The 13,329-nt window shown below is 52.3% G+C and carries 13 protein-coding genes; 6 read left to right on the top strand and 7 right to left on the bottom strand.

The window, feature by feature from the left end:
- Nucleotides 1-49: 49 nt before the first annotated feature.
- Complete coding sequence (locus BN8_RS19980; protein WP_009283749.1) at nucleotides 50-466, bottom strand: 6-carboxytetrahydropterin synthase QueD; 417 nt, start codon at nucleotides 464-466, stop codon at nucleotides 50-52.
- A 268-nt stretch (nucleotides 467-734) separates the two neighbouring features.
- On the opposite strand from BN8_RS19980, the gene rfaD reads away from it, so the two are divergent.
- Entirely contained in the window at nucleotides 735-1,700 is a 966-nt protein-coding gene (gene rfaD, locus BN8_RS19975; protein WP_009283748.1) for an ADP-glyceromanno-heptose 6-epimerase, read from the top strand.
- A gap of 6 nt (nucleotides 1,701-1,706) precedes the next feature.
- Here rfaD and BN8_RS19970 read toward each other — a convergent pair whose 3' ends face one another.
- The gene (locus tag BN8_RS19970) at nucleotides 1,707-3,278 is read right to left on the bottom strand and encodes a S8 family serine peptidase (RefSeq protein WP_009283747.1); all 1,572 of its coding nucleotides are present in this window, start codon (nucleotides 3,276-3,278) and stop codon (nucleotides 1,707-1,709) included.
- A 318-nt stretch (nucleotides 3,279-3,596) separates the two neighbouring features.
- Here BN8_RS19970 and BN8_RS19965 point away from each other — a divergent pair, with 318 nt between their 5' ends.
- The gene (locus BN8_RS19965) at nucleotides 3,597-4,892 is read left to right on the top strand and encodes an aminopeptidase P family protein (protein ID WP_009283745.1); all 1,296 of its coding nucleotides are present in this window, start codon (nucleotides 3,597-3,599) and stop codon (nucleotides 4,890-4,892) included.
- A gap of 59 nt (nucleotides 4,893-4,951) precedes the next feature.
- Here the strand turns inward: BN8_RS19965 and BN8_RS19960 are convergent, their stop codons facing one another.
- From BN8_RS19960 to BN8_RS19950, 3 genes are all read right to left on the bottom strand, one after another.
- Nucleotides 4,952-5,572 (bottom strand): TetR/AcrR family transcriptional regulator, encoded by a 621-nt coding sequence (locus BN8_RS19960; protein ID WP_040006636.1) that lies wholly within the window; start codon nucleotides 5,570-5,572, stop codon nucleotides 4,952-4,954.
- 168 nt (nucleotides 5,573-5,740) lie between these two features.
- A complete protein-coding gene (locus tag BN8_RS19955; RefSeq protein WP_040006377.1) occupies nucleotides 5,741-6,184 on the bottom strand; it encodes a WapI family immunity protein in 444 nt (147 codons plus the stop codon).
- Between the two features lie 145 nt (nucleotides 6,185-6,329).
- Nucleotides 6,330-6,761: a WapI family immunity protein gene (locus BN8_RS19950; RefSeq protein ID WP_009283742.1), complete on the bottom strand. Its 432-nt coding sequence runs from the start codon at nucleotides 6,759-6,761 to the stop codon at nucleotides 6,330-6,332.
- A gap of 220 nt (nucleotides 6,762-6,981) precedes the next feature.
- Between BN8_RS19950 and BN8_RS19945 the strand changes: the two genes are divergently transcribed.
- The 4 genes from BN8_RS19945 (at nucleotide 6,982) to nspC (ending at nucleotide 10,710) form a co-directional block, all read left to right on the top strand.
- Nucleotides 6,982-8,196 carry a saccharopine dehydrogenase family protein gene (locus tag BN8_RS19945; RefSeq protein WP_009283741.1) on the top strand — a complete coding sequence of 405 codons (1,215 nt, stop codon included), beginning with the start codon at nucleotides 6,982-6,984 and terminating at the stop codon, nucleotides 8,194-8,196.
- 59 nt (nucleotides 8,197-8,255) lie between these two features.
- Nucleotides 8,256-9,065 carry an energy transducer TonB gene (locus tag BN8_RS19940; protein ID WP_040006376.1) on the top strand — a complete coding sequence of 270 codons (810 nt, stop codon included), beginning with the start codon at nucleotides 8,256-8,258 and terminating at the stop codon, nucleotides 9,063-9,065.
- A 59-nt stretch (nucleotides 9,066-9,124) separates the two neighbouring features.
- Entirely contained in the window at nucleotides 9,125-9,496 is a 372-nt protein-coding gene (locus tag BN8_RS19935) for an energy transducer TonB (protein ID WP_192579080.1), read from the top strand.
- A 65-nt stretch (nucleotides 9,497-9,561) separates the two neighbouring features.
- Nucleotides 9,562-10,710: a carboxynorspermidine decarboxylase gene (nspC, locus tag BN8_RS19930; RefSeq protein WP_009283739.1), complete on the top strand. Its 1,149-nt coding sequence runs from the start codon at nucleotides 9,562-9,564 to the stop codon at nucleotides 10,708-10,710.
- Nucleotides 10,711-10,895: 185 nt separating this feature from the next.
- Here nspC and BN8_RS19925 read toward each other — a convergent pair whose 3' ends face one another.
- On the bottom strand, nucleotides 10,896-11,876 hold the full coding sequence (locus tag BN8_RS19925; protein ID WP_009283738.1) for a UDP-glucuronic acid decarboxylase family protein: 981 nt from the start codon (nucleotides 11,874-11,876) through the stop codon (nucleotides 10,896-10,898).
- A gap of 106 nt (nucleotides 11,877-11,982) precedes the next feature.
- Complete coding sequence (locus tag BN8_RS19920; RefSeq protein ID WP_009283737.1) at nucleotides 11,983-13,314, bottom strand: UDP-glucose dehydrogenase family protein; 1,332 nt, start codon at nucleotides 13,312-13,314, stop codon at nucleotides 11,983-11,985.
- Between the last annotated feature and the right edge of the window lie 15 nt (nucleotides 13,315-13,329).

The raw sequence follows: 13,329 nt of genomic DNA, 5'->3' as shown, positions 1-13,329 counted from the left end.
GGGCAGGAGCTACGTGTAACCCATTACCCTAACTTCCTCTATCATCCTTTTATTCCCCGAAGTAATCAACGAAGTTTTTGGGCGTCTCGTAAAGCCGGATCTGATGGAGGTGAGCCTCCGTGACCGGAGCCAGCGCACGTTCCAGAATTTTCCAGATTTCCATGATAAAAATCTCGCAACTGGCCATCTTCCCCTGCATAAAGTCGACATCCAGGTTCAGGTTTTTATGATCGACTTTTTCAATAACCTCGCGCCGAATGATGTCGCCCAGTAGTTTCAGATCAATCACGAATCCCGTATCCGGGTCCGGCTCGCCTTTGACCGTAACGATCAGTTCAAAATTGTGGCCGTGCCAATTATGATTAGCACAGGGGCCAAAAACCTCCTTATTTTTTTCGTCGGACCAGGCCGGATTATAGAGCCGGTGAGCCGCGTTGAAATGTTCAATTCGATTAATATAGACCATAATCTGGTTTATTTAAGGCGGTTGCCAGAAACGCCGGTGAATAAAGAGTGCAAAAGTACGGACCTTTTTACTGGAACAGAAATGCGGGTTGAAAGTCAGTGGTTTTAATCCGTTGAATTAGTATGGCATATAAGAAAAGTGCAATTTATTCATAAAATACGCTATTCATTTCTTTAGGTCAAAAGCACTAACTTTACGCTCAATTTCACTTCTCAGAACCGAAGCTAAACCTCTTTTTTATACTGAACACGTTTACGACTACCAATTTATGATCATTGTCACGGGAGCCGCTGGTTTTATAGGGAGCTGTTTAATAAGTAAGCTTAATCAGGAAAATTTCAATTTCATCATCGCTGTTGATGATTTTTCAACTCCCGAAAAAGAGCCTAATCTCGTTGGTAAGCGCATTCAGGAACGGGTTCATCGGGAGCAGTTTTTCCAGTGGCTCGACCAGAACTATCAGGAAGTCGAATTCATCTTCCACATCGGTGCCCGGACCGATACAACCGAACAGGATTACGCCATCTTCGATCATCTGAATGTTGAGTATTCCAAGCAGATCTGGTACAAGTGCATTGATTATCAAATACCACTGGTCTATGCATCATCGGCCGCTACGTATGGGCTAGGCGAACTCGGCTATGATGACAACGAATCGCAGATTCCGCAACTAAAGCCACTGAATCCCTACGGCGAGTCGAAAAATGAATTCGACATCTGGGCGCTGGAGCAGGACCGAAAGCCATTCTTCTGGGCTGGGCTAAAATTCTTCAATGTGTACGGCCCCAACGAATACCACAAAGGTCGCATGGCATCCGTGGTTTTTCACGCGTATAACCAGATTTGTCAGTCAGGGGAAGTAAAGCTGTTCCGGTCGCACAATCCGAACTTCAACGACGGTGAGCAGATGCGCGATTTCGTGTACGTCAAAGATGTAGTAGAGGTCTGTTCGTTTCTGATGCACCACCGGCGTAATTCCGGCATCTATAACCTGGGCAGCGGCAAGGCCCGTACCTTCCTCGACCTGGCCAACAGTACGTTCCGGGCGCTGGGGCAGGAGCCACACATCGCCTTCGTGGATACTCCGGCTGATATTCGCGACAAATACCAGTATTTCACCCAGGCCAATATGGCCAAGCTGCGGTCCATCGGCTACGAACGGCCGTTCCAGTCGCTCGAAGAAGGCATCACCGATTACGTGCAGAATTACCTGATCGGGAAGCGGTATTATTAAGACCGCTTATTCCCAGATCACTTCAATCACTTCTTTTTTCAGGTCCACTGTCGTCTGCTTTTCGCCGTTAGCCCGACGTATCACCAGTTTGCCGTCCGCGACGTGCAGCGCATCCTGGCTTAGTACGTGCATGGCGTTCTTTTTCCGGAAGACCGACACAACGGATTCCGAGGTCGATACGGGCAGTGTGATTGATTTGCCGGTGGCCTTTACCGACCGGGTCGTTTCGGGCAGCGGCTGGTTCTTCAGCAAGGCCAGCGCCCGCGACGCCAGGGGTACGCCGTAGCCGACGTAGTTGTTGCCGTAGGGATACAGGTGCGATGACTTTTCGATAATGTCCATCACCTGCTTGTTGGTCAGTTTGGGGTTGGCCTGCATGATACAGGCCGCAAAACCCGTAATGACCGGGGCCGATAGCGATGTGCCGTAGAGTGAAAAACACGATACGTTCGGCTTCAGATAAGGCAACTCTTCGGGGCCGATGCTGCTGTAGCCAATGCGATTCCACAGTTTGGCGTTGGTAGCGCCGATGGCCAATACACCCTTGGCATCGGCCGGGGTACTGATGATACGCCAGCTCCGGTCGTCGCCTTCATTACCCGCCGACACGATGATCAGGATGCCTTTTTTGTCGGCAGCTATCTGGGCAGCCCGGCTGATGAGGCTGGTATGGCCATCCATCTGCTTGGGTTCGTAGTTTTCTTTCGGGTTGCTCATGCCTTTAGCGTAGCCGAGCGAGGTGTTGATGAGCCGTACACCGAGACTGTCCATCCACTCCATAGCCGCGACCCAGTTGTCTTCCTCACCCCGAAACTCGCGGTTTCCCTGGTCCGTGCGGGCGAGGTAGAACGTAGCGTCGGTAGCCAGACCATACTGGACGTTCTCGGCCGGATCGTTGCCGGCGATGGCGGCCAATACCTCCGTGCCGTGGAAGTCGGACATGGTTTCGAGTGTTCGGAACAGATTATTCTGCGTTTTTTTGGCGTTGACGTAATCCCGTACCTGTTTGACACCTTCTCGTTTGAAGATATGCCGAAGCGCCCCAACCGAATCGGCTCCGAAGAAGCCCGCGTCGATTACCCCAATGTTCACGAAGCGGCCCGTCAGACCGGCCTGCGCAAACTCAGGTGCCTGAATCTGGGCCATTACGGGGGCCATCTGCGGATTAATCTGATCGAACGTTTTCAGGGCCGATGCGGTGCTGGTGATAATGATGTTCGGATCGATGGGCTGGATGGTCCATACAAAGGGCAGGGCTGATACCTGAGCGTACTGCTGGGGTGTCAGGCGGGCCGAAACGCCGTTAAGCCAGCGGGAACGGCACTCGGGCCGGATGCCTGCCTGTTGCAGTTGGCTGATGTATTGACCCGTTACCGGCTGATCCGACTCATCGACGGGCAGGTTCTGGAGCCGCCGACGTTCGAGAGTCGTGGGGGAGATGGCAGGCGCTGTTGATTGATCCTTGTCGGTAAAAAGAATCCAGTACTTGGACGAACCGGCACCCGTGGATACCGTATTTACCTGCGCCTGCACGAACGTAGTGAACAGGCAAAACGTGAGGATCAGAAAATTTTTCATTCAGGAATTTACAAAGAATCTGCAATTGCCAAACTAAAAGTAAAGACAATGTTCCAAAAATTACATGTAACGGTCGCAGGAAGTTGTTTTGACGTGACCGGAGTCGGCTTTCTAAATCTGAGATTTCCGATCTTCGTCAAAAAGCGCTTAACAGGCGTAACGGCAAGCTCCCGAACTTGCAGAAACAGCGAACCGACTTTTGCCGGGAACAGGAGCTTGAATTTATCGTAGCCAAGAGAAATTGGCTAAAACGTAACGTAGGGAAAAGCTGATCCGCAAAAATGGTTTTCTTTGCGACTCTCATTGATAACATCAGGTATGCGCTACGAACCGATAGATGCTCAACTTTTCGTTCAGAACCGCCAACGATTGAATGCGTTGCTAAAACCCAAGTCGCTGGTGGTTCTGAACGCCAACGACATTATGCCCACCAACGCCGACGGCACCATGAGTTTTCGGCAAAACAATGATCTGTTTTACCTGACGGGCGTCGATCAGGAAGAAACGCGCCTGGTGCTTTTTCCCGATCACCCGGACGAGAAATTTCGGGCTGCTTTGTTCCTGCGCGAAACCAGTGAACTGATCGAGATCTGGGAAGGTCACAAATTAACCAAAGAAGAAGCCAGCCAGGTGTCAGGGCTGCCCGAGAAGCAGATTTACTGGATACAGGAGTTTGATTTTGTGTTTCAGCAGATGATTTTCGAGGCCGAGCAGGTCTATCTGAACACGAACGAGCACACCCGGGCCGGCGTGCAGGTGCAAACCCGCGACGCCCGCTTTATTGAGGAGTTCAAACAGCAATACCCCTTGCACCGGCTGGAGCGGCTTGCTCCTTTGATGCACTACCTCCGGGCCACGAAACTGCCACAGGAAGTGCAGTTGATCCAGACGGCCATCAACATCACCGAACGGATGTTCCGGCGGCTGCTGACATTCATCAAACCGGGCGTCTGGGAATACGAAATCGAAGCTGAGGTGTACCACGAGTTCCTGCGGAATCGGTCGCGGGGGCCTGCCTATTCGTCGATCATTGCGTCCGGGCCAAGTGCCTGCGTGCTGCACTACATCGACAACAACAAGCAGTGCAAAGACGGCGACGTAATCCTGCTCGACATTGGTGCGGAATACGCCAATTATAACGCCGATATGACCCGATCGGTACCGGTCAACGGTCGCTTTACGGCACGGCAGCGGGCGGTGTATGATGCCGTACTCCGGGTGATGAAAGAAGCCAAACAGATGCTAAGACCCGGAAATCTCTGGGACGACTACCACCGCGAAGTGGGTAAGGTGATGGAGTCGGAATTAATTGGATTGGGCCTGCTGGATCAGGATGCCGTGCAGCAACAAAATCCCGATGCACCGTTGTATAAAAAATACTTCATGCACGGCACGTCGCATTTCCTGGGACTCGACGTCCACGACGTAGGCAACAAATACCGGCGATTTGAGCCAGGAATGGTGTTTACGGTTGAGCCGGGCATTTACATCCGCGAAGAAGGGCTGGGGATCCGGCTGGAAAATAACGTACTGATTACAGAAGACGGGAACATAGACCTGATGGCCAACATCCCACTCGAAGCCGACGAGATTGAAGACTTGATGAATCGGTAGAGGATGGCTTATTGTTTACGGTTTTCGGTTTGGGTGGCCGAAAACCGTAAACCCATCACTTATTTTACTTCGGCTTTTTTTGAATCTTCCCGTTCCAGGGCGAGGTTAAGACCGGTGTAAATTCGGCGAACGGCCTTCTCAATGCGTTCCCAGCCTTCGTCGGAGCGTAGGTCGATGCCCACGATCTGATCCCGTTGGCTGCTCATGAGGACCATGTACGTAACGGCGGATACCATCAGGCTGGTGATAGCCAGCGGATCAAAATCGTAGTGAGGAGCGAGTTTATCGACCAGTTTTTTGTACGAATCGTCGCGGAAAGCAGCCAGTCGGCGGGCTAGTTCCGTTTCGCCATGCGACATTTCCCAACGTACCAGTTCCTGGGAGGATTTACGAGCCCGGAATTCGCGCATGAACTGAATCGTGTACTCCGACCAGACTTTACTCCGGTTTTCCGATGCGAGCTGCTCCGGTACGGCTTCCAGAAATTTCTCGTTAAACATCGAGAGGAAGAAGCCTCGTTGAACATACGCTTCCAGCAACCCATTCCAGCCGCCAAAGTAGCGGTAGATAAGCACCTTGTTAACGCCGGCCCGTTCGGCCACAGCGTTGATGCCTGCTTTTTCGGTGCCGCGTTCAGCCATGACATCGCCCATTGCCCGAAGGATTCGCTCCATGGTCATTTGACGATTTCTACGCTTGATAACCTTCATGATACTGAATTTTGTGTTTAAGAATTAGGCGTGCAGTGCATTAACTAACAACGTGTTAGTACCCCCCAGTAATTCGGTAGGGAATTATAGGAAGTGCACAAATATGGTTACTTTTCAACTTGTTACCAAGCGGTAACCTTAGCCGCGAACTGGAAAATTCGAAAATTGCTGTTCCAGTTGATGAATGGCTTCCGACAGCTTATGCTTGTTGATGACGACTGGGAGCCAGAAAGGAGTAAATGGATCGTAATGCCAGTCAGGTGCTACTTCAAAAGCTAGTTTAATTTGTAGCAGAAATTCATCGGTATCAGCCGATATGCATTCAAAACTCAGGCAGGGCTCTGAAAACAGCAGACGGGGCAAAGGGCGGCCCGTTGTGCAGAGGTGACGAAGCCAGTGGATTAATCGTTCAATTTCGTACGTGTGGAGAATGGCAGCCGTTGCAGTCGACTGGTGATGCTGCCAGCCTGTCCGAACGGCAACCCACAACAGATTCCGATCCGCCGACGAGGGAGCCGTTTGCGGGTGTTCGTAGTCAAGGAGGTTAAGCTCGAAATAGCTGCGCTGGCCGTTCAGTAACATCGAGTAGGTCAATAACGGATTAAGTAATCAGGCAGTCGCTGACAATACGCTATCAATATACGTTGGTAAGTTAGCGACAATATTATGAAATGCAAAACCCGGTATAGTAAGCCCTACCATACCGGGTTTTGAATACCTTTTGCGATCAACGTTCCGGGTAGCTGGCCAGCTCACCGGATAGATCGTGAATAGCTTCCTGTAACTGACTCCGGGTCAGTAAAAGGTCCATTTCAACCGGAAAGTCCGGGTAAGTATGCCAGGACGGTGTCAGGTTATGGTCCAACTGAATCTGAAGCCGGTATTGGTCGTTGGGTAAAGCAGTGGCTTCCACGCTCAGGCCCGGTTCAGAAAACGAAAGCACCAGGTGGTTGACCACTCTGTTTCGCAGCGAACGTAATCCATCCAGCAGACGGCCGATTTCCCAGGTTTGTAGCGGTGCCGACTGCGTATCCATGTTCTGTCGCCAGATGGTTGAAATCCGGCAGCGTAGGTTGTTGCGGTCACGCCAGTTAGCACTGGTGTTTCCGTATCCCAGAATAGACAATTCGAATGAGCCCGTAGGAGATATAAACTTCATAACGTAAAGAGAAGAGACGGATGTCTATGGTCTATATAACAAATATACTATTTATTTGTTTTTCACGGCATTAAAGTTTTTGCCGGGCTACTCCTGTCGACGCAGACCGCTACGTATAATATTACCATGAAGTTGGTTTATATCCTGAATGGCCGGTTTCAGGCTGTCTGCGTTTCCGTATCTTTGCGGCCAAATCTAATCACGACAAACAAGCAAGTAAATGGCAAAAGTGCTCATTATCGGAGCTGGGGGCGTCGGCAGCGTTGTGGCGCATAAATGCGCGCTGAACCGTGAAGTCTTTACGGAGATTATGCTGGCCAGCCGAACCAAATCGAAATGCGACCGGATTGCGGCCGAGATTCAGGAGATGCACGGCGTAACGATCCAGACCGCACAGGTCGACGCTGACGTAGTACCGGAACTCGTCGCGCTGATCCGTCAGTTCAACCCGGTGATGGTCATCAACGTGGCCCTGCCTTATCAGGACCTGCCGATCATGGATGCCTGCCTCGAAGCCGGCGTTCATTACCTCGATACGGCCAACTACGAACCTAAAGACGTAGCCAAATTTGAATACAGTTGGCAGTGGGCCTACAAAGAGCGCTTTGAGCAGGCAAAACTGATGGCCCTGCTGGGCTGCGGTTTCGACCCCGGTGCTACGCAGGTGTTCACGGCCTATGCTGCGAAACATCACTTCGACCGGATGGATTACCTCGATATCGTTGACTGCAACGCGGGTAACCACGGCAAGGCGTTCGCAACTAATTTCAATCCGGAGATCAACATCCGCGAAATCACCCAGCCGGGTCGCTACTGGGAGAACGGCGAATGGATCGAGATTCCGGCCATGAGCATTCACAAACCCATTGAATACCCCGAAATTGGTCCCCGCGAATCGTACGTGCTGTACCACGAAGAACTCGAATCGCTGGTAAAAAACTTCCCGACCCTGAAGCGGGCGCGGTTCTGGATGACCTTCGGTCAGGCGTACCTGACGCACCTGGAAGTATTGCAGAACGTTGGGATGACACGTATTGACCCGGTTAAATTTCAGGGCATGGACATCGTGCCGCTGGAGTTTTTGAAGGCCGTATTGCCCTCTCCCGACACGCTCGGTGAAAACTACACGGGTCAGACGTCCATCGGCTGCCAGATCAAAGGCGTGAAGGACGGAGCCGAACGGACGTATTTTATCTGGAATAACTGCGACCACGCCGAAACGTACAAGGAAGTGCGCGGGCAGGCTGTGAGCTACACAACGGGCGTACCGGCCATGATCGGCGCGATGCTAATGCTGACCGGCGTCTGGATGAAGCCCGGTGTCTGGAACTGTGAGGAACTCGATCCCGATCCGTTTATTGAGCAGATGAACAAGCAGGGCCTGCCGGTGCAGGAGCGGGTGGATATTCCGCTGCCGCACGAGTATCCGGCGTAGGGTTTGTGGAAGTTTAGGCAGTTATGCATCCATTGGCTGTAACTAAACCAGCCAATATCATGTATACAGCTTCTACCCTCGACGAACTAGTATTTGAAAATCGCCTGAAAGCTTATGGCGCGTTTGATCTGCGCCGACAGTATCGACCGACGCTCACCCGCGCACTGGGACTGGGCGTCGGTTTATTTTTACTGGGATTGGGCCTGCCTACAGTGTATGGCTACCTGTGGCCCGATGGAATCATCACCGATCAGCCTACCCTGATTGAAGCGGAACTCACCAAATTGCCCGACGTACCGGCTGAGAAACCCATTCCATTGCCGCCCGTCGAAGCACCACCGACGGTCAATACGGTACGTGACTTACCCCCCGTAGTTATGCCTGATGCTGAAGTTTTGGAAGACGTATTGCCACCAACTACCGACGAACTGGCCGACGCTACGCCCAGCGATCAGACGGCCGAAGGTACTGGCGATGTTGAGGTAATTCAGCCACCGGAAGGTAATGCGCCAACGGTAGTGGAAAAAGCCGTTGAAGCGGAGGTGAAATCCGACGAGCCGTTTATCTCCGTTGAGCAGCAACCGCAGTTTCCCGGCGGGCTGGAATCGCTCCGAAGCTTTCTGGAAAAGAATCTCCGGTACCCGGCCCAGGCCAGTCGGTCGGGGATATCTGGGCGGGTAGTGGTCAGTTTTGTGGTCAACACCGACGGTAGCCTGACGGATGTACAGGTATTGAAAGGCATCGGATTCGGCTGCGACGAAGAAGCGCTACGGGTGGTGAAGCAGATGCCGCCCTGGAAGCCGGGTAAGCAATCGGGCCGAACGGTACGGGTCAAGTTCAACCTGCCCATTGCCTTTGCGCTGGAATGAAACGGATAAGCACACGAAAGAGGGCCAAAGCAGTAGGGGGCATTAGCCAAGCGAAGCTTATGATCTGTATCCTGCTCTGGATTCTGACGCAGCCCAGTCATGGCCAAACGTTTATTAACACGGTACAGGAACCAGCGTTTCCGGTCGGACAAAAAGCATTGGCCAATTATCTGCGTCAACAGGTACGATATCCAAAAGCTGCCGAACAAGCTGGCGTTAGGGGACGGGCTTTTGCGTCATTTGTTATTGATACACTCGGCTTTGTGGAGATATCCACGATAAAGATTTTAAAAGGATTAGGGTATGGATGCGATGAAGAGGCCGTTCGAATGATCCGCCATATGCCGCGTTGGACGCCGGCAACAAACTCTGGAAAAGTTTGTGCGGTACGTTATAATTTACCCATTTACTTTCCTGCCCGCCAGGAGTAATTGGTTTGGCAAACAGCAGGGTTATTGCAGTTGGGGGAGGAAGGGAAAGGCCGTACCTTTGCAGCATGAATACGATCTTACGCGAAAACGTCCATACAATTCCATCCCCCTGTTTTGTTCTCGAAGAAGCGAAGCTGCGCCAGAATCTTGACTTAATCAACGGCGTACAGCAGGCGGCCGGTGTACAAATTATTCTGGCGCTCAAAGCCTTCTCCATGTTCAGCGCCTTTCCGATTGTGCATGAATACCTGAGCGGAGCAACGGCCAGTTCGCTGAACGAGATCAAACTCGTCAACGAGTACATGGGTGTGAAAGCACACACGTACATCCCGGCTTACCGCGACGATGAGTTTGACGACGTACTGGAGCGGAGCAGTCACCTTACGTTCAACTCGTGGAGCCAGTGGGAGCGATTTGGGGCGCGGGCCGTAGCGGCTGGGGTTTCGTGCGGCATTCGTGTCAATCCGCAATATTCCGAGGTGGCCACGGATATGTATAATCCCTGCGTACCGGGGTCGCGGCTCGGTGTTACGCGCGACCACCTGCCCGACCAGTTGCCGGAGGGGCTGGAAGGTATTCATTTTCATACACTCTGTGAAAACGACTCCTATACCCTTGAGCGCACGCTCGAAGCCCTCGAAAGTCGTTTTGGTGATCTGCTGCATCAGGCCAAATGGGTGAATCTGGGTGGTGGGCATTTGATGACCCGCGAAGGCTATGATACCAATCACCTGATTGGCTTACTGACTGCCTTTCGGGAAAAATACAACGTTCACGTCATCATGGAACCCGGTTCGGCCATTGCCTGGCAAACGGGTGTACTGGTTTCGACGGTGCTGGACGCGTTCAACAGCCAGGGGATCGACGTAGCCATTCTTGATACGTCGTTTGCGGCCCATATGCCCGATACACTCGAGATGCCGTATAAACCCCGGATCATTGGAGCCTACCACGAACCGGTGGCCGATAAACCGACGTATCGGCTGGGTGGTATGACCTGTCTGGCAGGCGACTTCATGGGCGACTACTCGTTTGACGAGCCGTTGGCCGTGGGTGATAAGCTAATCTTCGACGACATGATTCATTACACAATGGTGAAAACCACTACGTTCAACGGAGTAGGATTGCCTTCCATTGGTATCTGGAAACCCAACAATTCATTTCAACTGGTACGTTCGTATGGCTACGAAAGCTTCAAAGATCGGCTGAGCTGATTGATGAGCAAATAGTAACAGAGGGGTGAATACTTGTAGGTTGGTCCGTACGCACTGTACGGACCAAAAAAAACCTGCGCACAACATGGCCCGCAGGTTTTCATCAGACAGCTAAAGGTGTACTGCTCAAGGCAGTTACTGCTGTAAAAGTACAAAAATTTTTTACAAAAACGTCACTAATTGGGTTATTTCTTCACAAACTCACGGTGATACGCAGCCCTGTATAACTCTTCTTCCGGCAGGCTTTTAAAGTAGTCGTACGTGATGCGCAGCCCTTCCGCCCGCGCTACCTGCGGCTCCCAGCCGAGGATAGCTTTAGCCCGGGTAATGTCCGGTTGTCGCTGTTTGGGGTCGTCCTGCGGCAGTGGCTTGAACACCAGCTTCTGTGAGGTGCCCGTTAACTTTATAATCTCTTCGCCAAATTCTTTGATCGTAATCTCCGACGGGTTGCCGATGTTGACAGGGTAGGGGTAGTCGCTGAGCAACAGCCGGTAAATTCCTTCAACCAGATCATCAACGTAGCAAAAGGAGCGCGTCTGGCTACCATCACCGAATACGGTCAGGTCTTCACCCCGTAGCGCCTGGCCAATGAAAGCCGGCAGCACACGGCCGTCGTTCAACCGCATCCGGGGACCGTAGGTGTTAAAGATCCGGACAATCCGGGTTTCCAGCCCGTGGTAGGTATGGTAGGCCATCGTCATGGCTTCCTGAAACCGCTTCGCTTCGTCGTATACGCCACGTGGGCCGACCGGGTTTACGTTACCCCAATAGTCTTCGTTCTGGGGGTGAACCGTTGGATCACCGTACACCTCCGACGTAGACGCGATCAGGACACGAGCGCCTTTTACGCGTGCCAGACCGAGGCAATTGTGGATGCCCAGCGATCCGACTTTCAGGGTCTGAATCGGGATTTTTAGGTAATCGATGGGGCTGGCTGGTGAAGCAAAATGCAGAATGTAATCCAGTTCGCCCGGAACGTGAATGAACTTGGAAACGTCGTGGTGGTAAAATTCGAAGTTCGGTAGGTGGAACAGGTGCTCGATGTTGCGGATATCGCCCGTAATGAGGTTATCCATCGCAATAACGTGGTACCCTTCCCTGATGAATCGGTCGCACAGGTGCGAACCCAGAAAACCGGCTCCGCCGGTAATTAAAACGCGCTTCATTGACTAGGTTTATGGTTCATACATACAGTTTACGGTATGCGGTTTACGGTGTGCAGCCTAAATGAGCAGCATCGTCCGTAAACCGCATACCGTAGACCGTAATAGCTTATACTTTCTGTTCGACCGATACGTTGACGGCCTCACGACCGATGCTATAGTACGTATAGCCCAGTTCGCGCATCTGGTCAACTTCGTATACGTTCCGGCCGTCGAAAATCACCTTGTTCTTCAGCAGCAGGTTCATCTTATCAAAATCCGGCGTGCGGAACAACGGCCACTCCGTCATGATCACCAGTGCGTCGGCATCGTCGAGGGCTGCGTATGACGTATGCGCAAAGGTAATCTGGTTACCCAGAATATTTCGCACGTTGTCCATTGCTTCGGGGTCGTAGGCTGTCACCTTTGCACCCGCTTCGAGCAGTGCTCTGATGTTATCCAGCGCAGGAGCCTCACGAATGTCGTCGGTATACGGCTTGAAGGCCAGTCCCCATATGGCGATGGTCTTGCCGCGCAGGTTCCCTTCAAAGTGCTCAACAATCTGCGGGATCAGCTTCGTTTTCTGGGAGTAGTTCACCTGCATTACCGACTTCAGCACTTTGAAATCGTACTGGTAGTCCTCGGCCGTTTTCGCCAGCGCCTGTACGTCTTTCGGGAAGCAGCTTCCGCCGTAACCAATCCCTGCGAACAGGAACCGCTTGCCGATCCGGCTGTCGGTGCCAATACCCCGACGGATGTCGTCAACGTTTGCACCTACCCGCTCACACAGGTTGGCGATCTCGTTCATGAACGTGATCTTGGTGGCGAGAAAAGCGTTGGCGGCATACTTGGTCATTTCGGCCGACCGCTCATCCATGAAGATGACCGGGTTACCCTGGCGGACCAGCGGAGCGTAAAGCCGGTTCATCACACCCTTAGCCCGTTCAGAGCGAGTACCGATCACAACGCGGTCGGGTTTCATGAAATCTTCTACGGCTACACCTTCGCGCAGGAACTCCGGGTTCGAGACAACGTCGAACTCAACCTTGGCGTTATCGGCAATGTGGGCATGAACCTTTTCGGCCGTTCCGACCGGTACCGTGCTCTTGTCGACCACCACCACGTACTGGTTCAGGATCGGGCCCAGGTCGCTGGATACTTTCAGGATGTACTTCAGGTCGGCTGAGCCATCTTCGCCAGGGGGCGTTGGCAGCGCCAGAAAGATCACTTCGGCCCCTTTGATCCCCTCGGCCAGATCGGTCGTAAATTTAAGGCGACCTTCTTCTACGTTGCGGTGGAACAGTACGTCCAGACCCGGTTCGTAAATGGGGATGATACCGTTGTTCAGTTTTTCGACTTTACGCTCGTCGATGTCGACACACGTAACCTGATTGCCAGTCTCCGCGAAACAAGTCCCAGTGACAAGCCCCACGTATCCGGTTCCTACGACTGCTAATTTCATATAGAGTTATTTGAT

This window comes from Fibrisoma limi BUZ 3, assembly GCF_000296815.2.
Classification (GTDB): domain Bacteria; phylum Bacteroidota; class Bacteroidia; order Cytophagales; family Spirosomataceae; genus Fibrisoma; species Fibrisoma limi.
The sequence above is the reverse complement of the archived record's forward strand: the minus strand, read 5'-3'. Positions and strand labels throughout refer to the sequence as shown.